Here is a 19,999-nt window from a genome sequence, read left to right as displayed (position 1 = left end):
TTTCATTGGGGAGGCGGGTGTGGCTGACCAGAACCTCAGCTTCGCGGCCCAGGTCGATGCTTGGGCGAAAAAGGTGAAGACGCGTCAGGTCGCAGTCTTCCGCGAGAGCGCGCAACGGGTGATCGGCGACATGCAGACGCCGGAGGGCGCGGGCGGCCGGATGCCGGTCGACACGGGCTTCCTGCGCGCCAGCCTTCAGGCGACGCTCGGCACCCCAGCATCGGGCACTCTGAAGCCCCCACTTGAGGGCGCCGTCCAGGCCTTCGATGCCGGGCAGGTTGCCCTGGTGATCGCGGGTGCTGAACTGGGCGATACGATCTATGCGACCTACGGCGCCGCCTATGCCCGCCGGCTGGAATATGGCTTCGTTGGGGAGGACAGCCTCGGGCGGACCTACAATCAGGCCGGGAAAGCGTTCGTGCGCTCGGCGGCCCAGAAGTGGGGGCAGATCGTCGGCGAGGTGACCGGCGAGCTCAAGGCCCGCCTCGGTCAGTCCTGATTTCGCACGCCGTCCAGTTTGTCGGTGCTCTCTTCCATCGCCTTGACGAGGCTGAGCTGGAGCATCACGAGCGCTCGCCGCGCCGTCGCGATGGCGGTGTTTCCGCGCGTGGTCTCCCCCGGAGCGTACCCGAGGGATTCAGCAGCGGCGACCAGACGGTCGTGAACCTCGGTGTCGCTGAGGGGGCGGAGCTTTCGTGCCATCGGCTCAGACCATAGCGGAGAACGGAGCGATGGGGGAACCCCGGACGCTTTATGTCAGCCGGCCCCTGCTGAACGGCGCGGAACTGATCGATTGGGCGAAGGGGCAGGGGTTTGCCAAGACGGTTCCCGCCGACGATCTGCACGTGACCGTCGCCTACAGCCGCGATCCCGTGGACTGGGCGGACGCCGGTGACCACTTCGACCAGGTGCGTGCCCGGGCCGGCGGGCCGCGTTCGGTTGAGCCGCTCGGGGACAAGGGCGCCGTGGTGCTGCGGTTCGAGCACGCTGAACTTGCCCAGCGCTGGCAGGCCTTCCGCGACATCGGCGCGTCCTGGGACCACGACGGGTACCGGCCGCACGTGACGATCACCTACGACAGGGCGGGCGTCGACCTGGGCAATGTCGAGCCGTTCGGCGGCGAGTTGATCTTCGGGCCCGAAGAGTTCGCGGAGATCGATGAGGATTGGGCCGACCGGGTCCGGGCGAGTGAAAAGGGGCGGCGCGCCATGGAAATCAAGAGCTTCGCTCTGGAACTGAAGGAGGTTGGCGATGCCGGCACCTTCACCGGCTACGGCGCTGTATTCGGCAACGTCGACCAGGGGCGAGACCTCATCGTGCGTGGCGCCTTCGCGGAAAGCCTGTCCGCGTGGCGGTCGAAGGGCAAGCTGCCCAAGCTCCTGTGGCAGCACGACGCCCGCAGGCCCATCGGCGTATGGACCGAGATGCGCGAGGACGATTACGGGCTCTTCGTGAAGGGCCGCTTCACTGCCGGCGTGAAGCAGGCGGATGAGGCCTACGCGCTGCTCAAGGATGGTGCTCTGGACGGGCTCTCCATCGGCTACGCCACCCTCGAGGACGAGATCGACCGGGCCGCCGGGATCCGGAAGCTGGTCAAGCTCGACCTGATGGAGGTCAGCCTGGTCACCTTCGCGATGAACCCGGCCGCAGGCGTCACCGGCGTGAAGGCCGGCCCGCCGCGCACCATTCGAGAATTCGAGGCCGGGCTTCGGGAGAAGTTCGGTTTCTCGCACGCCCAGGCGAAGTCGATCGCTTCGTCCGGGTTCAAGTCGCTGGAGCCTCGGGATGAGGACGGCGCGATGAACGACCTGCTGCGGACCATCAAGGGCATCCGGGCCGGTCTCTGACATCACCCCGTTCATAGGAGGGCGCAATGCCCGTTGAAAATGACGTGCTCGAGCGCATTGAGCGCGAGGTGAAGGGCTTTGGCGACAATGTCTCCGGGCTGAAGGCCTCGATGGAGAAGGACCTCGCCGACGTGCGCAAGCTCGCCGAGGAGGCCAAGAAGTCCGCCGATCGGCCCGAGGTGAAGGCGCAGATCGACGCGCTCACCACCTCCGTTTCCGAGAAACACGCCGCGATCGAGAAGACCGTCGGTGAGCTGAAGGCCCAGGCCGACCAGGTCGCGACCGCCATGCGCCGGGCCCCCCTCGGCGATCCCAAGGAGCAGGGCGAGGAGCAGAAGCACGCCCTGGCCTATTTCGAGACGAAGGCCGCCGTCGCCGGCTCGCTCAAGGTGGGCAGTCCCATCGATCCGGCCGGCCTCGACATGGACGGCTATCGGGCATGGACCAAGTCGTTCCCGCTCTACCTGCGCCGCGACGACAAGCCGATCGAGGCGAAGGCGCTCTCCGTGGGCTCGGACCCCAACGGAGGCTATCTCGTGCCGACCGCGACCTCGGCGCGGATCCTGACCCGGATCTGGGAAACCTCTCCGCTGCGCCAGCTCGCGACCATCGAGACGATCGGCACCGACAAGCTGGAAATCCCGATTGATGACGATGAGGCTTCGGCGGGCTGGGTCGGTGAGACCGAGGGCCGGCTGGAAACCGGCACGCCGCAGATCGGGTTGCAGGCGATCCCGGTCTTCGAAATGGCGGCGAAGCCCCGGGCGACCCAGCAGATGCTGGAAGACGCATCCATCAACATCGAGGGCTGGCTGGCGAACAAGATCTCCGACAAGTTCGCCCGGATCGAGGCCTCCGCCTTCATCGTCGGCAACGGGGTCAAGAAGCCCCGTGGCATCCTGACCTATCCGGCGGCGGCGTCGGGCGTCTACGCGCGGGGCAAGATCCTGCAGGTGAACTCCGGTCATGCGACCAACATCACCGCCGACGGCCTCGTGAACATGACCTTCTCGCTGAAGGAGGCCTACCTCGCCAACGGGTCCTGGCTGATGAAGCGCGGAACCGTCGGCTCGGTGGCGCTGCTCAAGGATGCCCAGGGGCAGTACCTGTGGCGGCCTGGGCTGGAGGCGGGCAAGCCGTCCATCCTGCTCGGCTATCCGGTGCGGCAGGCCGACGACATGCCGGTGGTGGGCGCCGGCGCGCTCCCGATCGCCTTCGGTGACTTCCGCGCCGGCTACACCGTCGTGGATCGCCTCGGCATCACCACCCTGCGCGATCCCTACAGCTCCAAGCCGTTCGTGGAGTTCTACTCCCGCCGGCGCGTGGGCGGCGACGTGACGAACTTCGAGGCCTTCGCCCTCATGGTCGTGAGCGCCTGATCCTGATCTGACCGGGGGCCGCCGCGAGCGGCCCTCTCTCTTCATTCCCGCCCGGAGGAGGGCTCCCCAATGCATGGTCTTCTCAACAACGCCGAGGTCCGGTGGGTCAAGGCGGCCGTCGCCGCGGCGAACAACACCGACAGCAACTCGGCGATCATCGACACCCAGGGCTACGAGAGCGTGATGTTCGCTGTGCCGGTCACCGCGAGCGTCGCGACCGGCGTGGCGAAGATCCAGCTCGAGGAAAACGACGCCAACGCCGACGCCGGTATGACGGTGGTCGACGCGGCAGTGGCCTCGGCCGTGTCGGGCGCCACCAACGACCTCGCCAGCAAGGTGCTGGTGGTCGAGTATTTCAAGCCCCGGAAGCGCTATGTGCAGGCCGTCATCACCAGCACGGTGGCCAACATCGCCTTCGGCGAGATGGTCGCGATCCTCGTCCCGCTCCAGCGCCCGGCGCAGCAGGGCTCCACGGTGCTTGCCAAGGGCTTCGGCCAGGGCTGACCGGATCTGGCGGGGGTCCGACGGGCCCCTGCCGATCGACCACAGGAGGCGTGAGCCATGCGCGGTGTCGTTCTGAAGCCTTTCCCGTGGCTCGAAGACGGGATGAAGGCCGAGTATCTCTCCGGCGGCGAGGAGCGCGAGTTCGGGCCGCACTTCACGGGGCTGTACGCCAGCGGCTTCGTGGCGGAGGTCAAGGCGCTGCCGGGCGCTCCGGAGATTCAGGCCTTCCAGGGTACCCCGGAGAACAAGTCGAGTTCCGCCGAAGGCGCTGCTGACCCGGAGCCCCCGAAGGAGCCGGTGGACGCCGCCGAGGGCGCAGGGTCGGTGGAAGGCACCTCGCTTTCGGCCGGTGCCGGGGAAGGTCAGGGCGTCAAGCCGCCGGCCGCGGCAATCAACCAGGGCGGCGAGGCCGGCTCGGCGGGGAACGCCGAGGCCGCTGCTGGCGCGGAGACCAACGTCGCGGAGCTTTCCGTTCGCCACGTCGGGCGCGGCAAGTGGGCGGTCTACCGTGGTGATGAGCGTCTCACCGAGGACGCCCTGACCAAGGAAGAGGCTACGTCCAAGCTCGCCGAGATGCAGGGCTGAGCCATGCTCGTGATCGAGGACGGCACCGGCGTCTCGGGCGCGGAAAGCTATGCCTCCGTCGCCGAGGCTGACGCCTATTGGGCCGCACGGCCGCAGGATGCGCTGGCGGCGCCTTGGGCGGCGGCAACCGAGGCCAGCAAGGAAGGCGCGCTCCGCGCCGCGTCGGCATATCTGGACGCGATCTACGGCGCGTCCTACCGGGGCATCCGGAAGGGCTGGGAGCAGGGCCTCGAATGGCCGCGCACCGGAGGGCTGGATGCAGCCGGCGACCCGCTCGCCGTTCTCGGGCCGGGGAACGTGCCGCTCCCCGCCCTGCCGCCGATGCTGAAGAGGGGCGCAGCGGAACTGGCGCCGCGGGCACTCTCGGGCCCCTTGGCACAGGACGCCGACCGCGGCGGCCGTGTGAAGCGGGAGAAGATCGAAGGCGCGGTCGAGGTCGAGTATTTCGACGGCGCCCCGGCCGAGACGAGCTATGGCGTGGTCACCGGGATGCTCGGCCCGATCCTCGATGGCTCGCAGGGCGGCCAAGCCACCTGGTACTGGGCATGACGATCTGCGATCGGGCGCGCCAGACCGCGTCGAAGCTCTTCACCAAGTTCGGCCAGGGCGTCGTCAGCCTACAACGCGACGTGCCGGGCGAGGGCGGCGACGCCTGGAACCCGCCCGTTGCGGTCCCGGTCAATTACGGCCTCAATGCCACGGTCAGCGGCGTGACGGCGCGTTATGTGGATGGGACGCTGGTCACGGCCAGCGACCTGATGGTCCGCTGCGCCGTCCCCGAGGTCGAACCTCTCATCACGGACCGGGTCATCATCGACGGCACGCCGCGGGCGATCCTGAAGATCCAGCCCATTCCCGCAGCCGGCACGCCGGCGGCCTACCTCATCTTCGTGAAGGGCTGACCATGGCGGCTTCACGCCCCGAGGCCCAGATCGCCGACGCCCTGATCTGGCATCTGTCGCAGCTCGTGCTGACGCCAGCCCGTCCGATCGCCTGGCCCGGCGTTCCCTTCTCGCCGACCGTGGGCGTGCCCTTCCTGTCCGCCACGCACCTACCCAACACGACGAGCGCAACAGGCCTCGCCTTCGACGCGGGCCGCGAGTTTCGCGGCCTCTTCCAGGTGTCGGTCTTCTGGCAGCCCGGGAAGGGCATCATCGAGCCCCTCGACCTCGCCGGCCAGGTGGCTGGCCATTTCGAGCGCGGAACCCGCATCGCCCGGCATGGCCGCATGGTGGAGGTGAACCGGCCTCCGGACGTGGCGCCGCCGATCGAGCAGCCGGACTGGGTGCAGGTCCCGGTCACCATTCGCTGGCGCTGCGTCGCGCCCTGATCCTGCGGCTTCGGCTGCAACGCCCAATCGCGCCTTGGGCAAGCGCGCCATCCTGATGGAGCCCTTCCATGACCGTCACCACCACTTCCGGCACCAAGATCTACATCGGCCCGGCCGTGACCGCCGATGCCGCCGATACGACCGCCGAGTTCGCGGCCCTCACCTATGTGGAGGTGGGGGAGGTGCAGAACCTCGGCGAGTTCGGCGACGAATCCTCGTCCGTCTCTTTCGCCTCGATCGGCGATGCCCGCACGCGCAAGCTCAAGGGCGCGCGTGATGCCGGCACGCTGGCCCTCACCGTCGGCCGGGATCCGCTGGACGTCGGGCAGATCGCGCTCAAGGCCGCCGAGAAGACGAAATTCGAGTACGCGATCAAAGTAGTCGCGGCCGACGCTCCTTCGGTGGGCCACACCAACTCGATCTTCTATTTCCGTGCGCTGGTCATGTCCGGCCGGAACAATTTCGGGGCCAACGACAGCGTCACGACGTCCGTGTTCAACCTCGGGATCAATTCCGAGATCTACGAGGTGCCGGCGGCCGTGACGCCCTGAGCCTGGGAACATCCCCTTCACCAACCAAAGAGGTCTTCATGTCTGCGAACCAGGGCGAGGTCGAGATCGTTCTCGACGGCGAGACGCATGTGCTCCGTTCCACCCTCCGGGCTGCGAAAGAGGTCAGTGCCTCGGCGGGAGGCTTCATCGGGGCCTACCAGCGCCTCGCGACCTTCGACTTCTCCACCTACGTCGCCATCGTCGCGGCGGGCCTCGGCAAGAAGGTCTCCGACGTCGAGGGGAAGGTCTACGCGACCGGCATCGCGCCGCTGTCGGCGCCGCTCTCCCGCTTCGTGCAGCTTCTCGCCAATGGCGGCAAGGAGCCTAAGGAGATCGAAGACGGGGAGGCCGCCCCCTCGGGGGAAGCCTGAGCCAGTCGGAGTTTCACGACTGGCTTTTCGAAGTGGGTACGGGGTGGCTCGGGTGGACCGAGGCCGAGACCCTCGACACCTCGATGCCCGGCATTGTGGCCGCCTTCAAAGGGCGGACAGCGATGCTCAAGGCGATCTTCGGCTCCGCTGAGAAAGAGCTGAAGGGCGTGTCCGCGAAGGACGGGCCGGGCGTTGCCGCGATGCTTAGAGGGCTCGGGGCAAAGAGAAAGGGCTGAGCCAATATGGCTGACGATATCGCCCGCCTCGGGCTCGCGATCGATTCTGCGCCGGCGGCCAAGGCCTCCCGGGAACTCGACAAGTTCGTCAATTCGTCGAAGCGGGCCGAGGCTGCGAACGATGACCTTGCCTCTGCGGCGGAAGCGGCCGGCCGCGGTATCGATCAGATCACGCGGGAGACGAAGGGCGCGCGGGCCGCGCTTGAGCAGGCGACCACGGCGGCTCGGTCGGTGGAGGCGGCGGCGGTAGCGCTCGGCCGCAACGCGATCGCCCCGACCGTGGCCTATGTCCGGGCAATCGACCAGGTCAACAATGCGCTGCGCGTCCAGCAGCAGATCAACCGGAGCGTTGGTGTCAGGCCCCTCGCCGATGCGGCCGGCCGGGCCTCGGACATAGCCGCCTTTGGGGAAGCTCTGGACGACCTGCGGGCGAAGTTCAACCCGTTGTTCGCCGCGGAGCGTCAGCACCGCGAGACTATCGTGGAGATCGCCGAAGCCGCGCGCGTCGGCGCGATCTCGGAGAAGGAGCGGGCGGACGCGATCACCCGGACGACGGCGGTCTATGAGGCCCAGGTCGCTCAGATCCGGAGGCTTGAAGGCGCACTGCGCAATCAGGCGGCAGCGGCCAAGGCCGCAGCACAGGCGGCCGTGGCGCGCCAGACGATCACACCCGATCGTGGGGCGGACATCGCGGCCTATGGCGCCGAACTGGATCGTCTGCGCGCCAAGTACAATCCCCTCTACGCCGCCGGTCAGCAATACCGGCAGACCCTGCAGGAGATCAACGAGGCGGCCAAGGTCGGCGCGATCAGCGAGCGTGAGCGGGCGGCCGCGCTGGACCGGACCAAGACCGCGTTCGCGACGCAGGTCGTCCAGCTTGATCATGTGGCCAAGAGTTCAGGCCTCGCCGGCTACCAGATGATGAATCTGTCCCGGCAAATGAACGACGTCGCCACCATGGCGCTCATGGGCGCCTCGCCGTTCCAGATCATCACGTCGCAGGCCGGACAGGTCTACCAGGTGTTGCAGGAAGGGCAGGGCGGCGTTACCGGGTCGCTGAAGTACCTCGGCGAGCGGCTCATGGGGCTGGTGACGCCGGCCCGTGCTGTCGCCGCCGGCCTGGCAGGCATCGGCATCGCCGCTGGATTGGCCTATTCCAGCTATCTCGACGGTCAGTACCAGCTCCAGAGGTCGCTTCAGGGGCTCGGAGGCTCCACGAACGCGACGGTCTCGCAGCTTGAGGCGATCGCCGAAGCGGGAGCCGCGGCGAGCAAGATCTCGGTGAGCGCGTCACGGGATCTCACTGCGGCCTTCGCCTCGACCGGAAAGATCGGGAAGGAAACCTTCATTGGCCTCATCGAGGTGACGACGCGGTATGCCGCGCTCACCCAGAAGGACCTCGCCGAGGCTGGAGCGGACCTCGCGGCCGCATTCGCCGATCCGGCCAAGGGCGCACAGGACCTCGACCAGAAGCTCAACTTTCTGAACGTCGAGACCCTCCGGTACATCCGTAATCTGGCTGACACGAACCAGAAGGGGCAGGCCCAGAAGGTCCTGCTGGACGAACTTACCAAAGCGCTGCCGAGTGCGACGACCTATGTGACCGCGCTCGGCCGTGCGTGGCAGGGTGTCGCCGGTTTCGCCGATGGCGCTTATGTCGCCATGGGTAAGGCCATCAATTCCCTGTTCGAGGGACCGGACCTCGATGCGCAGATCAAGGCGCTCGAAAAGCTGGTCGCTGACCAGCGCATTACCGCAGCGGGACCGCGCGGTCGCGCCTCCGGAGCGGCAGCAGCCTCGCTGCAGGTGAACGAGCAGAAGCTGGCGGATCTCTACAAGAAGCAGGCCGACGAGAAGGAGCGCGCGGCAAAGAAGCAGGACGAGCTTGCTGCCAAGGCTGCGCAGGTCATCGCCCAGGAGCGCGACCCGCGCATCGACGAACTGGAGAGCCTGACGAAGCAGGCATCGGCCCTGCAGGCGGCCATCGACAAGGGAACCGGAAACACCCAGCTCTACCGGGAAACTTTGGAGGGGGTGAATAACCAGATCCAGGCGCTCGCCGGGAACGACGGGCAGCTGCTCTCCGTTGCCGAAAAGCTGCGCCGAGAGCGTGAGATGGAGCTGGCGGTCATCCGGGCGGCGACGCCGACACAGCGCGCGGAAGCTCAGGCGGCCTTGGACGCCTATCGCGCGAAGGAGCGCGGCGCGACCAATGCGGCGGCTGCAGCCGAAGCCGAGGATGGCAAGATCAAGGCGCTCGCGCAGGTCTATGCCGGCATGTCCCAGGCCGCGCGCCAGCGCATGCAGGCAGCACAGGAGGCCATCGCCCAGCAGCAGCTTGAAAGCCGGATGGTGGGGGCGACCGCTGAACAACGCGAACTGGCGATTGCCAACCTACGGACTGAGCAGGAGCTGATCCGGGAGGCGGCACAGAACGGGACGGTCGTGAACCAGACCGAGCTTGCAGCGCTCAAAGCCCGGAACGCTGAGCAGGCGAAGCTGAACGCGCTTCTTCGCGAGGCTCAACTCCTCAATGACGCGGCATTCGAGCGCGACCAGCTCGGCCGATCGACCGGCGACCAGCAGATCGCCTCTACACTGCGTACGGCGGGGCTCGCCGTCGACCTGAACTCCCCGACCGCACAAGTTCTGCGACTCAACCAAGCATTGAGCGAGACCAAGAGCATCGGGGAAAGCGCGCTGACGGGGTTTCTCTCGGACCTCCGCAACGGTGTGGGCATGTCTGATGCGCTCACCAATGCGCTGAACAAGGTCGTGGACAAGCTGATGGAGATGGCAGCGAACAAAGTGCTGTCCAGCATTTTCGGGAGCCTAACAGGGGGGCTATCGTCTGGTGGCGCGTTGCCAGCCCTGACCGGATCTGGGTTCACCACCGGCATCTATCATGTCGGGGGCATCGTGAACGACAACGCGCCATCCACTCGCAACGTGTCGGCCCTGGCGTTCCTCGGAGCGCCGAAGTTCCACTCCGGAGGCGGGTTTTTTGGCCCCGACGAGCGCCCCGCGATCCTCCGTCTTAACGAAGAGGTGCTGCGGCGAGATGATCCTCGGCACATTCTCAACCTTGATCGTGTGCAGCGTCCTGACGTCGGAGGGATCGGGGGAAGACCGGCAGTATCGGTAACCACCCCGCCGACGCAGGTCACGTTCCACGGCGCGCCCGCCGGAACGCGGGCCGAAGAGCGCGACGACGGAAACGGCGGGCGCCGCCTCGACGTGTTCTTCGATGAGCAGGTGGCCGCGAGCATGCGCAAGCGTGGGTCGCGGACACAGCAGACGCTCGGTGGCTACAACGTGCGGCCGGCACTGGTGCGGCGATGACGGTCCCTTTCTGGCCTTCCGACCTGCCGCAGCGCGTCCTGGTGGACGGCTATTCTGAGGGCGTTGCCGATGGGCGCCTTCGCCAGTCCATGGATGCCGGTCCGCCCAAGATGCGCCGCCGTACCTCGGCTGCGACGCGGCCCGTCCGCGCCCGGCTGTGGCTGGGGTTCGACCAGAAGGCGCGGCTCAATCGGTTCTGGGCTGAGGGCGTGGCCGGCGGTTCATTGCCCTTCTGGTTTCCGGACCAGACCATGGACGGGTTGGCTTTGCTGACGGCCGATGGCGCCCCGCTGCTGACTGAGAACGGGGCGCCTCTCGTCATCACCTCGTGGTGGCTGGTGATGTTCGGGCAGGACGGCATTGCCTTCGATGCGCAGAGCGGTGTGTTGTTCGGCGCGGCCTTCTCGCTGGACATCCTGCCATGAGGTCGCTGTCGCTCACGCTCCGGCAGGCCCTGACGGGGCAGGCCACGGACGTGGTGCCGGTGGTGCTCGCCACCATCACCCATCCAATGCTTGATGAGCCGGTCCGGCTGTCGACGGACCCGACGCAGCGGCTTTCCGTTGACCCGCTGCAATACGGCACCGTGAGCCGGAGCGAGGTCTATCTGTTCGCCGCCATGCGGGCGGCGTGGCCCGACGACAAGCAGGATGAGGCGCCGGCCTCGCAGCTGGTGTTCGAGAACGTGGCGGCGGACCAGGTGAAGTTGGTGCGCCAGATGCGCGGGCCGGCCACGGTGCTGCTGGAGATCGTCACCTCTGCCGCGCCTGACCATGTGGAGGCGCCCTTCGACGGGCTGCTGACGGTCGATGTGAGCTATGACGCCAACCAGATCACGCTCACGCTGTCCCGCGAGGCCTACCTCAGTGAGCCGTGGCCCTGCGACCGCATGACCAAGGATCGCTTTCCGGGGCAGTTCTGAGGGGTTTCCATGAATGTGATCTTCCGCGGCGCACCGCCTGAGACCTCCATTTCGGAAAGTGTGGTCGATGGCCGGAGGCGCACGGATGTGAACTTCGGTGGCCATTGGTCCGGAAGCTACCTCGGCTTGCCCTTCGTGTCGCTGGGGCGGGGCAGGGGCGGGCTCGACTGCTACGGGCTGGTGCGCCTGGTGCTTGCGGAAGAGCGCGGCATCACGCTGCCCAGCTACACGGAGGCCTATGCGTCGGTCGGGGAGCGGGCGGAGATAGCTGCGGCCCTGTCCGGCGCCATCGCGCAGAGGACGTGGCGAGAGGTCCCGCCTGGGCGTGAGCAGCCATTCGACATTGCCCTGTTCTCGGTGTTCGGCCGGCCGCTCCATGTGGGGGTGGTGGTGCGCCCTGGCCTGATGCTCCACGTCTCGGACGGCCACGACAGCCGGATCGAGGACTATCGCGCGCCCACCTGGGCGGCACGTCTCATCGCCATCTATCGCCACGAGGCCCTATGTCCATCATCGTGATGCAGCGCCTGGACCCGGCCGACCGCCTGTCGATGACAGCGCCGGCCGGGGCGAGCCTCGCCGAGATCGTGGGCCTGGCGGCCCCCGGCGCGCCGGTGGAGCACGTGCGGGTGCTGGTCGCCGGCCACGTGATCGAGCGCCGGCACTGGCACGTGGTGCGCCCGAAGCCCGGCGCCGAAGTGCTGGTGCGGCTGCTGCCGGGCGATTCTGGCGCTCTCCGGGCGGTGCTCACCATTGTGGTTGCCATCGCGGCACTGACCATCGGCAACCTGCTGGCGCCGGGCCTCGGTACTCTGGGGGCGAGCCTGATCTCTGCTGCCGTGCTGGCGGGCGGCACGCTGCTCATCAATGCGCTGGTTCCGGTGCGCAAAGAGCAGGCGGCGAGCGGAGACGCCAGCCCCACCTATTCGATTTCCGGGATGCAGAATTCGCTGAACCCGGACGGCGCTGTTCCGCGGCTGTTGGGCGAGATGCGCTGGGCGCCGGTCTATGGCGCCAAGCCCTACACCGAGGCGAGCGGCAACGACCGCTATATCATCGCCCTGTTCTGCTGCGGATACGGGCCTCTGGAATTGCCGACCTCCGAGATGCGCATCGGCACCACGCCCATCTCGCAATATGACGGCGTCACGGTCGAGGTGCGCGAGGGCTATGCCAGCGACAGCCCGGTGACGATCTATCCCAACCAGGTGTCCGAGGACGCCATTTCGATCCAGCTTTTGCAATCTGGAGTGCACACGCAGGTCACTGCGCCGGACGTGGACCGTGCCTCGGTCGATATCGCCTTCGCACAGGGGCTGTATGCGGTAAGCAAGGGCAGCACGACCGTAAAATATTCATGGGGCGTAGACTTTCAACTGAGGTATCGCAAGGTCGGAGGTGCCTCATGGACGACAATGACGTTCAATGTGAGCGATAATAATTCCAATCCGTTTCTGAGAACGTTCTATTTCAGCTTCCCGGAGCGTGGGCAGTATGAAGTCGAGCTGATGCGGACCAGCATCAACTGGGATGATTTCACCGCCGATCCCAATTACGCCTATTCAACTCGCTCGGACTGGGTGGCGCTGCGCGGCTATCGGCCGGAATACCCCCTCAATTTCGGCAAACCGCTCGCGCTGGTGGCCGTCAAAATCAAGGCGACGAACCAGCTCAACGGCACCCTCGACGGCTTTTCCGTGCTCGGGCGCAGCGTGCTCCCCGACTGGGATAGCGCGAGCGGGACGTGGATCGCGCGGGCGACGCGCAATCCCGCCAGCCATTTTCGCCACGTGCTGACTGGAAATGCTGCGACCTATCCGGTCTCGACGGATGAGATGGAGGCGCTGGAGGACTGGCACGAGTGGTGCGCACTCAAGGGCCTCACCTATGACCGCGTTCACGATGTATCGGGGTCCATGGCGGACGTGCTGGCCGACATCGCCGCGGCGGGCCGGGCTTCCCCGCAGGACCGCGGCGGCCGGTGGGGCGTGGTGATCGACCGCATCATGGACGTGGTGCGCGGCCACATCTCGCCCCGCAACTCCTGGGGCTTCTCCGGCCGGCGCCCGCTGGCGCGCCTGCCCGATGGCTTCCGGATCAAGTTCCGGGACGAGACCAACGATTACGAGGAAGCCGAGCGCGTGGTGCCGCTGCCGGACTTCTACGGCGAGCCGGGGGTGGTGGAAGATCTGGCGCTGCCCGGCATCACGGATCCCGACCTGATCTATCGCGAGGCCCGCCGGCGCGGCTACGAGCTGAAGCACCGCCCCGACACCTATGAGGTCCAGATGGACTGGGAGCACCTCGCCAATACCCGCGGCGACTTGGTGCGGCTGTCCCATGACGTGCTGGACCGCACGCAGGTCTCGGCGCGGGTGCGCACCGTCAGCGGCTCCACCGTCACCCTCGACGAGATCGTCACCATGGAAGCGGGCAAGGCCTATGCCTGCCGCTTCCGGGCGGAGGATGGCGCCTCGATCCTGCGCGGCGTGCACACCGCGCCCGGCGAGACGCGGGCCATCTCGCTGACCGGGGCCGGCCCCGCGCCCGCGCCGGGCGACCTCGCCATGTTCGGTCATGCCGCCGAGGAATCGCTGGAGTGCATCGTCAAGGGGGTGGAGATCGGCGACGACCTCACCGCCAAGCTGATCCTCATCGACCACGCGCCGCAGATCGAGGCGGAGACGGACGCCGAGACGCCACCGGCCTGGAGCGGGCGCGTCGGCGCCGAGGCCGGCGTGAGCCTGATCGCCCCGGCGGTGCCGGTGATCTTCGAGGTGCTTTCGGGCTCGATCATCGGCCCGTAGTCGCAATCCCCACCTCAACCTCAGAAGGTGAATGACATGGTAGCCCCCGTAAAGTTCAGTGGCACCGCTGAAGCGATTGCTGAGAAGGTTCATAATTTCGCGTCTGATACGTTCAAGATCATGCTGACCAATACGGCCCCCATTGTGGGTAATTCGGTCAAAGCGGATCTGACCGAAATTGCAGCCGGGAACGGATATACGGCCGGTGGCGTGGCAATTACTGTTGTTTCGTCGTCGCAGACCGGTGGCGTTTACACCCTGATGTCCAACGCATCTCTGATCATCGCCACGCCGACCGGTGGTCCCATCGGCCCCTACCGTTACGCCGTCATGTACAACGACACGCAGACATCTCCGGCAAAGCCGCTGGTCCAGTGGTGGGACTACGGATCTTCGGTCACCGCCAATGTCGGCGAGGGGAGCATCAAGATCGATTTCGACCCCGCGGGTACCCCTGGGCGCGTCCTGTCCCTTACCTGATCGCAGGGCGGCGCGGCCATGACCACCTATACGATCACTATCGGGGATGGGTCAGGGACACTACTTGACGGGTACTATGGCCTGTATCCTGAAGTGCCGGGATATATCCCGGCGTTAGGTTCAGTTTCTCCCGAGGGCGGGGCTGTATATGGGTTTATCTGGAATGCGGATGGATCCGATATCCAGATTGCAGCAGCCCCCGTCACCGCAGATTTGACGGTCACCTGGCTCGGGCATGACTATGTCTGCACATATGACGGCGATGGGTACGCACAGTACACAGGGCCCGGGCTGGGCGGCCCCTATCCGACCGCTGGGACTACGACATTCGACACGGATGAGGTGGCGCCGCCCGAGCATACCTTCATTGGGGCAGCTGGGGCTTATGCTCTCACCGGATACCCCGCCACGCTTGCGCGCGGCGGCGGGAGGACCCTGGCGGCGGACCCTGGCATCTATGCGCTCACGGGCTATGACGCGGCCCTGACCAAGGGCTTCGCCGGGACCATCACGGTCGGAAGCTTCTCGGGGTTCATCTACGGCTACCAGCAAGGCGGCTACGGCTCGATCTCCTGGGCGAGTGGTTCGGCTCCGTCCGGCGCGCCGACGCAGATTGCATGGACCTCGGGCGGGTTTTCCGTGCAGATGGCCGGGCCACGCCCGGCGCAGATCATCCTCAACGGCAAGACCTATACCCTGTCCGGATACGATGGGTCCTACACCCGGAGCGGGGCGGGCCTTGCCGGCCCGTATCCCACATCCGGCACCGTCGATTTCCTCTTTTCCTACGGCCAGGACTACCGGTTCGGGGGCGTCGCCGGCGCCTATGCGCTGACCGGGATGGATGCCGTCCTCAGCGTCGGAGCGGCGACGCGTGAGGCGATCGCCGCCGTTCCCGGCGTCTACACCCTCACCGGCTACGACGCGACACTGGGAAAGTCGGGCGCCCGGACCCTTGCGGCGGCTCCCGGCGCCTATGCGCTCACCGGCTATGACGCTGTCATCGGCAAGGCACCCAACCACGTCCTGGCGGCTGATGCCGGCGCCTATGCCCTCACCGGGACGGACGCGGTGCTGTCGCTCGCGAGCATGCCTGTGGTCCCGGCCATCGCGGTGACGATGCGGCCCGGCGGCGGCCCGGTGGCGCCGGTCTCCTATCAGGTGGGGCACCGCCTCGCCGGAGTGGCCGACTGGACGGTGTCCGACCTCGCGGCCGTTTCCGGCACGCTGTTCCTCCCCGGCTACACGGCGGGGCAGCTGGTGGAGCTGCGGGCACGGGCGGCATCCGTGTCCGGTGCCTGGAGCGACTGGAGCGGGGTCACCACCCACGTGGTGGGGTCCTCCGACCCGACCATCCGCGACGTGGCGACCTTCGCGGCCCACTGGACCGGCACCGCCTGGCACTATGCTTGGGCGCTGGAGGTGGGGCCGGTCTCGGTGGAGCCGGCCGGCATCAAGATCCGCCACGGCCTCGGCGCCAGCCTGGGCTGGGACGATATGGACGATCTCCACACCGGACTGCTCACCGTCTCCCCATGGGACCTGAGCGCGCCGCCGGCGACGCCCGGGGCCCACACCTTCGGCGCCTGCGCCGTGACCGCGACCGGTGCCTACGGAACGCCCGTTCTGGTGACCGTGAGCGTCTGACCAATCCAGATTGAGGAGGGCCGATCATGGCCGATGGAGTGCGCACGCCGAACCTGCCGGCGGCGTCGAACGCCGCTGCGTTCCTGGTCAACGAGGACGCCGGCGGCGGGGTGCTGGTGACCCGGGCTTTGCCGGCTGATGCCGTCAAGGCGGCGGCCGGCCTCGGCAATGTCGATAACACCGCCGATGCGGACAAGCCGGTGAGCGCGGCGCAGGCGGCGGCCATTGCCGATTCTGCGGCGACCAGAGCCTCCCTTGGCAAGCTGGAAGGGCTGGTCACCAATTCCACCGCGACACGAACGCTGGCGCTTACCGACCTCGGCAAGGCAGTGGAGATGACCTCCGGTTCCGCAAACACCCTGACGGTGCCACCAAACTCGGCGGTCCCGTTCCCGCTCACCACCGTCATCCCGTTGATCCAGATGGGGGCAGGGCAAACCACCATCGCTGCCGGAGCCGGCGTCACGATCCGCAGCTTTGGCGGCAAGCTCAAGCTCTCCGGCCAATATGCGCAGGCCAGCCTCTACAAGCGCGGCACCGATGAGTGGGTGCTCGCTGGAAGCCTGGTTCCATGAGCATGCTCGGAATGCTTATGGGCTCGGTCGCCGCCGCCGGCGCGGCCACCCTCGAATTCATCGGCTCCGGCTCGGTCGCGGCTGCAATCACCACGACGATACCGGGGGTCTCATTTGGAGCCGCCGCGGTCGATCGCGAGATCATCGTGGTCTTCAGCACCGTCATGACGACGGCGTCAGTCAGCTCGGTATCGATTGGTGGCGTGACTGCCGCGCCCGTCACGGTGCGCTCGGACACCCTGCCAAGCAATTTCGGCTTGTTGGCCTGCGCCCGCGCCACAGTGCCCTCTGGCGCATCCGGCAATATCGTCATCACCTATCCGATTGCGCCATCGGCCGTGACGGAATACGCGGTCTATCGGGTTACCGGCCGGGTCTCGGTAGGCTCAAGCCCATCCGACACCACCTCCGCGGCCACTTCCTCGGCGGCCACCACGGCGACCCTCACGAGCATCGATACCCCAGTCGGTGGATTCGTCCTGTCCGCGGTGATCACGCAATCATTGGTGACACCAACTATCTCCGGCGCCGGGCTGACGGTCGATACCCCGGCGAGCGCCAACCGCGGCTTCGCCTCATCGCTGATCCTGACAGCGGCCAACAGTAATGCATCGGCGACCTGGACGTTTTCGTCTTCGGTGCGCTGCGTGTGCGCGGCCTTTTCGTTCTCGCCGTAGGCAGTCTCCGGCGCTCGATCGTCGGCATCATCTGAAATCTCGGAAGAGGAGAGCGCGTCATGGGAACCGGCCCAACGCCTGTACAAGAAACTTTGACAGCCCCTGGCTCAACCGCATGGTTTAGCCCCGTCGCGGGGAGCTATACGCCCGCTGCCGGGCGCCCATTTAATGCGTGGGTGCTTTCTGGGTCGTGGAGTGGATTGCTTTACCTTGAGAAATCCCCGGACGGAGGGGCCACGGCTGTCCCGATCATGGTCGGCGACGTGCAGCTATTCGTTGCAACCCGCGTCGGCGTCACTCCGGTGGAAGAGTCCGAAGGTGGCGTGCTGTGGCGTTGGACAGCAGGGGAGGGGTTTTTCGGTACCGCAAAGGTGAGGCTCTCCCAATGAACTCTTTCGTTCCGTCACCGATAGGCAAGGGCCCCCGATCGCCTTTCGTAGGGTGTGCTGGTCATTGACGCGTCTTCACGTTGTGCAATTCTGTTATTGCCACGTTTAAGCGGCCAGGGGATCGTCACATCGCGGCGACCAGTTAAGGGGCACTAAATGCTAAATATTCTGCAGGCGCCGGGCACGGTATCAGGCCAGACGGCAGTTACTGGTACCTTCACCGCCACCGGTAACGGCGCCAGCTTTATCCCCATCCCTGGACGAGGCTTCAACGTCTCGCTGTGGGGCACGTTCGTTGGAACCGTGGTGCTTGAACGGAGCTTCGACTCCGGCACAACTTGGCTGCCCATCACCGGTGCGGGCGTGGCCATCTCCACCTTCGGAGGCCCTGTCTCGGAAGTGTTCGAGGAGCCCGAATACGGCGTTCAGTACCGACTGCGGTGCATGTCATTTGGCTCCGGAACCATTAACTACAGGATCAGCCAATGAGCATCGACAGCATCGCGCGCGGGCTGGCGGCGGCCCCGTGGACGCGCCAGCGTAGCCCGAACCTTGTCGCGACCCTTGGTGACAGCATCGCCGCAGCGCTCTATCTCGATAGCCAATACAATAACACGGGTGCACGATCGCAACTTGCATGGGCTCAGCGGCTTGTCGTTAATGGGTACAGCAATAGGTTCAAGCTGACTGCTGCAAGTCGTGGCCTCTTCGGCTATGCGGGCTATCGCACTGACCAGGTCATCAGTGCGTACCTAAGTCCGTGCATCGCCTCTGGTGCGGGGACTGTAATCCTGATCGTGGGGACGAACAACGCTGCCCAGATTTGGCCGGACGCCGGGACTTGTGTGTCCCGCGCGGTTTCTGATATAAAGTACATGGCGAATGCAATTGTTGCTGCTGGTGCCCAAGTTATCATAGAGCTTTTGCCCGGCGCGACGAACTTAAATGCGACTACGTCGGGGTACATCAACGGCATCAACAATGCCCTGATCGAATGGGCGCCCACAGCCCCCAAGGGCGTCTATCTGCATGACGCCTCCAAGGTAGTCCTTGATCCTATCAACTCGACGACCGTCTTCGCGCCCAAGGCAAACTATTTCTATGATACAACGCACCCGGCACCCCTTGGAGGGTTTTACTGGGGCCTGAGCCTCAGGACGTTGATGGACACGATCATCCCGCCCTATCCCCGCCTTGGGCACCTCAACAGCAATACCCAGCCGACGCTCTATCTCCCCAATGGGTTCTTCGTGACCCAGACCGGCGGCACGAACAGCATCGGCGCTGCGCTCACGTCGGGTGCGGTCCCGGCCAACTGGCAGCTCAATCGCTCCGGCTCTCCCACAGTTGCTATCACCTATGGGACGGACAACGCCACTACCCTTGACCCTGCGGTTGGCAGCAAGTGCATTCTGACTGCAACGTTCACGGCGGCGGGCGAGCGCATTTATCTTGTCACGTCTGCTACTGTACAAAATCTTGCCATTGGTGACATCTTCGATTTCGGCATCCGGGCCAATGTTGTGAGCGGCATGTCTTCGCTTGCCTCGGTTCGGGCGCGCGTCGATACGACCATCGATAGCGTGACGACCAACATCTACAGCCTTATCGAAGGATCGACTGCGGAGTACGGCCCCGACATCGCCTATACCGTGGACCACGTCGTCGGCCCGGTCTCCCTCGCCGGAACCACCCTCAGCTCCGTGTATCCCCGCATTGAGTTGGTGGCCCGCGCTGCCGGCACGGTCGTCGTCGAGGTCTCTCGCGGAGTAATCCGCAAGCGCTCTACCATGTAATCCAGAAAGGATGGGCTCATGCCCTATTTCCTCAAGGTCGTCTCTCCCGCCGCCCTTGGTGAGCCTGAAGGCACTTATCGCCTCTACCTCATGTCGAACGATGGCGCGTTCACCGTCGAGCTAGATGGGCGCGATGTGACTTTCACCAATGGCGTGCCAGGCTGCCCCCACGTTCATATCTCTTATGAGGACGCGCTGGCCTGTCCCGAGGCGCGCGTGACCATCGGCGACATCACGGGAACGCCGCTGCCCGACCTGATCGACTGACCGGCCGCCGCGCCGCGGCTTCTGACAACAACCTCACCACGGCCCGCATCGTCGCGCCACTCGTCAGAGAGTGCGGCCGTGACGGTTCGACGGAAGGTAATTTTGGCGATTACAGGCCTGACCGCCTGTGGACCGGGCGAGGTGGACTCCCCTCACCCGGTCCTATCAGCTCCAGTGGTTCAGGCAACTGGAACTGACGCTGGAACTGTAGCTCCGCTTTAGGTTGCGACGCAACATTCGCGTCGGCCGCTTCACAGCCTCCCATCACACCCCCACCACAACTCGCGCCGGCCC

Annotated in this window: 24 protein-coding genes; 23 read left to right on the top strand and 1 reads right to left on the bottom strand. The window is 66.1% G+C overall.

Annotation, left to right across the window (positions count from 1 at the left end; all coding sequences use genetic code 11):
* Positions 1-19 precede the first annotated feature (19 nt).
* Positions 20-499 carry an HK97 gp10 family phage protein gene (locus FBQ73_RS07090; RefSeq protein WP_138398767.1) on the top strand — a complete coding sequence of 160 codons (480 nt, stop codon included), beginning with the start codon at positions 20-22 and terminating at the stop codon, positions 497-499.
* Here the strand turns inward: FBQ73_RS07090 and FBQ73_RS07085 are convergent.
* Complete coding sequence (locus FBQ73_RS07085; RefSeq protein ID WP_138398766.1) at positions 490-702, bottom strand: hypothetical protein; 213 nt, start codon at positions 700-702, stop codon at positions 490-492. The two genes, FBQ73_RS07090 and FBQ73_RS07085, sit on opposite strands and share 10 nt — an antisense overlap.
* A gap of 29 nt (positions 703-731) precedes the next feature.
* On the opposite strand from FBQ73_RS07085, the gene FBQ73_RS22900 reads away from it, so the two are divergent.
* The 22 genes from FBQ73_RS22900 (at position 732) to FBQ73_RS06985 (ending at position 19,705) form a co-directional block, all read left to right on the top strand.
* Positions 732-1,847, top strand: coding sequence for an HK97 family phage prohead protease (locus FBQ73_RS22900; protein ID WP_210236688.1), 1,116 nt, complete (start codon positions 732-734; stop codon positions 1,845-1,847).
* A 26-nt stretch (positions 1,848-1,873) separates the two neighbouring features.
* Positions 1,874-3,226: a phage major capsid protein gene (locus FBQ73_RS07075; protein WP_138398765.1), complete on the top strand. Its 1,353-nt coding sequence runs from the start codon at positions 1,874-1,876 to the stop codon at positions 3,224-3,226.
* A gap of 69 nt (positions 3,227-3,295) precedes the next feature.
* The gene (locus FBQ73_RS07070) at positions 3,296-3,730 is read left to right on the top strand and encodes a hypothetical protein (protein ID WP_138398764.1); all 435 of its coding nucleotides are present in this window, start codon (positions 3,296-3,298) and stop codon (positions 3,728-3,730) included.
* Positions 3,731-3,787: 57 nt separating this feature from the next.
* Positions 3,788-4,315, top strand: a complete 528-nt coding sequence (locus FBQ73_RS07065; protein ID WP_138398763.1) for a hypothetical protein — start codon at positions 3,788-3,790, stop codon at positions 4,313-4,315.
* 3 nt (positions 4,316-4,318) lie between these two features.
* Entirely contained in the window at positions 4,319-4,864 is a 546-nt protein-coding gene (locus tag FBQ73_RS07060) for a DnaT-like ssDNA-binding protein (RefSeq protein WP_138398762.1), read from the top strand.
* A complete protein-coding gene (locus FBQ73_RS22705; protein ID WP_170218774.1) occupies positions 4,861-5,217 on the top strand; it encodes a hypothetical protein in 357 nt (118 codons plus the stop codon). The genes FBQ73_RS07060 and FBQ73_RS22705 overlap by 4 nt, the downstream gene beginning before the upstream one ends.
* Positions 5,218-5,219: 2 nt before the next feature.
* A complete protein-coding gene (locus FBQ73_RS22700) occupies positions 5,220-5,645 on the top strand; it encodes a DUF4128 domain-containing protein (RefSeq protein ID WP_170218773.1) in 426 nt (141 codons plus the stop codon).
* Between the two features lie 68 nt (positions 5,646-5,713).
* A complete protein-coding gene (locus FBQ73_RS07050) occupies positions 5,714-6,196 on the top strand; it encodes an iron ABC transporter substrate-binding protein (protein ID WP_138398760.1) in 483 nt (160 codons plus the stop codon).
* A 38-nt stretch (positions 6,197-6,234) separates the two neighbouring features.
* A complete protein-coding gene (locus FBQ73_RS07045) occupies positions 6,235-6,567 on the top strand; it encodes a hypothetical protein (protein WP_138398759.1) in 333 nt (110 codons plus the stop codon).
* An 83-nt stretch (positions 6,568-6,650) separates the two neighbouring features.
* Positions 6,651-6,803 carry a hypothetical protein gene (locus tag FBQ73_RS22695; protein WP_170218772.1) on the top strand — a complete coding sequence of 51 codons (153 nt, stop codon included), beginning with the start codon at positions 6,651-6,653 and terminating at the stop codon, positions 6,801-6,803.
* A 6-nt stretch (positions 6,804-6,809) separates the two neighbouring features.
* Positions 6,810-10,145 (top strand): phage tail length tape measure family protein, encoded by a 3,336-nt coding sequence (locus FBQ73_RS07040; protein ID WP_170218771.1) that lies wholly within the window; start codon positions 6,810-6,812, stop codon positions 10,143-10,145.
* Positions 10,142-10,570, top strand: a complete 429-nt coding sequence (locus FBQ73_RS07035) for a hypothetical protein (protein WP_138398757.1) — start codon at positions 10,142-10,144, stop codon at positions 10,568-10,570. The genes FBQ73_RS07040 and FBQ73_RS07035 overlap by 4 nt, the downstream gene beginning before the upstream one ends.
* Entirely contained in the window at positions 10,567-11,067 is a 501-nt protein-coding gene (locus tag FBQ73_RS07030) for a DUF1833 family protein (RefSeq protein ID WP_138398756.1), read from the top strand. The genes FBQ73_RS07035 and FBQ73_RS07030 overlap by 4 nt, the downstream gene beginning before the upstream one ends.
* 9 nt (positions 11,068-11,076) lie before the next feature.
* Positions 11,077-11,586, top strand: a complete 510-nt coding sequence (locus FBQ73_RS07025; protein WP_138398755.1) for a C40 family peptidase — start codon at positions 11,077-11,079, stop codon at positions 11,584-11,586.
* Positions 11,571-13,874: a host specificity factor TipJ family phage tail protein gene (locus tag FBQ73_RS07020; protein WP_138398754.1), complete on the top strand. Its 2,304-nt coding sequence runs from the start codon at positions 11,571-11,573 to the stop codon at positions 13,872-13,874. Before FBQ73_RS07025 ends, FBQ73_RS07020 begins: the two co-directional genes overlap by 16 nt.
* Positions 13,875-13,910: 36 nt before the next feature.
* Positions 13,911-14,354, top strand: a complete 444-nt coding sequence (locus tag FBQ73_RS07015) for a hypothetical protein (protein WP_138398753.1) — start codon at positions 13,911-13,913, stop codon at positions 14,352-14,354.
* Between the two features lie 342 nt (positions 14,355-14,696).
* Positions 14,697-16,001 carry a hypothetical protein gene (locus tag FBQ73_RS07010; protein ID WP_138398752.1) on the top strand — a complete coding sequence of 435 codons (1,305 nt, stop codon included), beginning with the start codon at positions 14,697-14,699 and terminating at the stop codon, positions 15,999-16,001.
* Positions 16,002-16,039: 38 nt separating this feature from the next.
* The gene (locus FBQ73_RS07005) at positions 16,040-16,576 is read left to right on the top strand and encodes a hypothetical protein (RefSeq protein WP_138398751.1); all 537 of its coding nucleotides are present in this window, start codon (positions 16,040-16,042) and stop codon (positions 16,574-16,576) included.
* A complete protein-coding gene (locus tag FBQ73_RS07000) occupies positions 16,573-17,253 on the top strand; it encodes a hypothetical protein (protein WP_138398750.1) in 681 nt (226 codons plus the stop codon). Before FBQ73_RS07005 ends, FBQ73_RS07000 begins: the two co-directional genes overlap by 4 nt.
* A 545-nt stretch (positions 17,254-17,798) precedes the next feature.
* Entirely contained in the window at positions 17,799-18,131 is a 333-nt protein-coding gene (locus tag FBQ73_RS06995) for a hypothetical protein (protein ID WP_138398749.1), read from the top strand.
* Entirely contained in the window at positions 18,128-19,438 is a 1,311-nt protein-coding gene (locus FBQ73_RS06990; protein WP_138398748.1) for an SGNH/GDSL hydrolase family protein, read from the top strand. The genes FBQ73_RS06995 and FBQ73_RS06990 overlap by 4 nt, the downstream gene beginning before the upstream one ends.
* 18 nt (positions 19,439-19,456) lie before the next feature.
* Entirely contained in the window at positions 19,457-19,705 is a 249-nt protein-coding gene (locus tag FBQ73_RS06985; RefSeq protein ID WP_138398747.1) for a hypothetical protein, read from the top strand.
* Positions 19,706-19,999: the final 294 nt, after the last annotated feature.

The sequence above is a fragment of the Xanthobacter autotrophicus genome (assembly GCF_005871085.1).
In the GTDB taxonomy this organism is placed as follows: domain Bacteria; phylum Pseudomonadota; class Alphaproteobacteria; order Rhizobiales; family Xanthobacteraceae; genus Xanthobacter; species Xanthobacter autotrophicus.
This window is presented reverse-complemented; position numbering and strand designations above follow the sequence as displayed.

Excerpts from the sequence above, each read along its gene's own strand:
- FBQ73_RS07075 (WP_138398765.1), top strand. The coding sequence starts at position 1,874 with ATGCCCGTTGAAAATGACGTGCTCGAGCGCATTGAGCGCGAGGTGAAG.
- FBQ73_RS07065 (WP_138398763.1), top strand. The coding sequence starts at position 3,788 with ATGCGCGGTGTCGTTCTGAAGCCTTTCCCGTGGCTCGAAGACGGGATG.
- FBQ73_RS07045 (WP_138398759.1), top strand. The coding sequence starts at position 6,235 with ATGTCTGCGAACCAGGGCGAGGTCGAGATCGTTCTCGACGGCGAGACG.
- FBQ73_RS22700 (WP_170218773.1), top strand. The coding sequence starts at position 5,220 with ATGGCGGCTTCACGCCCCGAGGCCCAGATCGCCGACGCCCTGATCTGG.
- FBQ73_RS07015 (WP_138398753.1), top strand. The coding sequence starts at position 13,911 with ATGGTAGCCCCCGTAAAGTTCAGTGGCACCGCTGAAGCGATTGCTGAG.
- FBQ73_RS07050 (WP_138398760.1), top strand. The coding sequence starts at position 5,714 with ATGACCGTCACCACCACTTCCGGCACCAAGATCTACATCGGCCCGGCC.
- FBQ73_RS07020 (WP_138398754.1), top strand. The coding sequence starts at position 11,571 with ATGTCCATCATCGTGATGCAGCGCCTGGACCCGGCCGACCGCCTGTCG.
- FBQ73_RS22705 (WP_170218774.1), top strand. The coding sequence starts at position 4,861 with ATGACGATCTGCGATCGGGCGCGCCAGACCGCGTCGAAGCTCTTCACC.
- FBQ73_RS06995 (WP_138398749.1), top strand. The coding sequence starts at position 17,799 with ATGCTAAATATTCTGCAGGCGCCGGGCACGGTATCAGGCCAGACGGCA.
- FBQ73_RS06985 (WP_138398747.1), top strand. The coding sequence starts at position 19,457 with ATGCCCTATTTCCTCAAGGTCGTCTCTCCCGCCGCCCTTGGTGAGCCT.
- FBQ73_RS07025 (WP_138398755.1), top strand. The coding sequence starts at position 11,077 with ATGAATGTGATCTTCCGCGGCGCACCGCCTGAGACCTCCATTTCGGAA.
- FBQ73_RS07085 (WP_138398766.1), bottom strand. The coding sequence starts at position 702 with ATGGCACGAAAGCTCCGCCCCCTCAGCGACACCGAGGTTCACGACCGT.
- FBQ73_RS22695 (WP_170218772.1), top strand. The coding sequence starts at position 6,651 with ATGCCCGGCATTGTGGCCGCCTTCAAAGGGCGGACAGCGATGCTCAAG.
- FBQ73_RS07030 (WP_138398756.1), top strand. The coding sequence starts at position 10,567 with ATGAGGTCGCTGTCGCTCACGCTCCGGCAGGCCCTGACGGGGCAGGCC.
- FBQ73_RS07040 (WP_170218771.1), top strand. The coding sequence starts at position 6,810 with ATGGCTGACGATATCGCCCGCCTCGGGCTCGCGATCGATTCTGCGCCG.
- FBQ73_RS07000 (WP_138398750.1), top strand. The coding sequence starts at position 16,573 with ATGAGCATGCTCGGAATGCTTATGGGCTCGGTCGCCGCCGCCGGCGCG.
- FBQ73_RS07035 (WP_138398757.1), top strand. The coding sequence starts at position 10,142 with ATGACGGTCCCTTTCTGGCCTTCCGACCTGCCGCAGCGCGTCCTGGTG.
- FBQ73_RS06990 (WP_138398748.1), top strand. The coding sequence starts at position 18,128 with ATGAGCATCGACAGCATCGCGCGCGGGCTGGCGGCGGCCCCGTGGACG.
- FBQ73_RS22900 (WP_210236688.1), top strand. The coding sequence starts at position 732 with ATGGGGGAACCCCGGACGCTTTATGTCAGCCGGCCCCTGCTGAACGGC.
- FBQ73_RS07070 (WP_138398764.1), top strand. The coding sequence starts at position 3,296 with ATGCATGGTCTTCTCAACAACGCCGAGGTCCGGTGGGTCAAGGCGGCC.
- FBQ73_RS07060 (WP_138398762.1), top strand. The coding sequence starts at position 4,319 with ATGCTCGTGATCGAGGACGGCACCGGCGTCTCGGGCGCGGAAAGCTAT.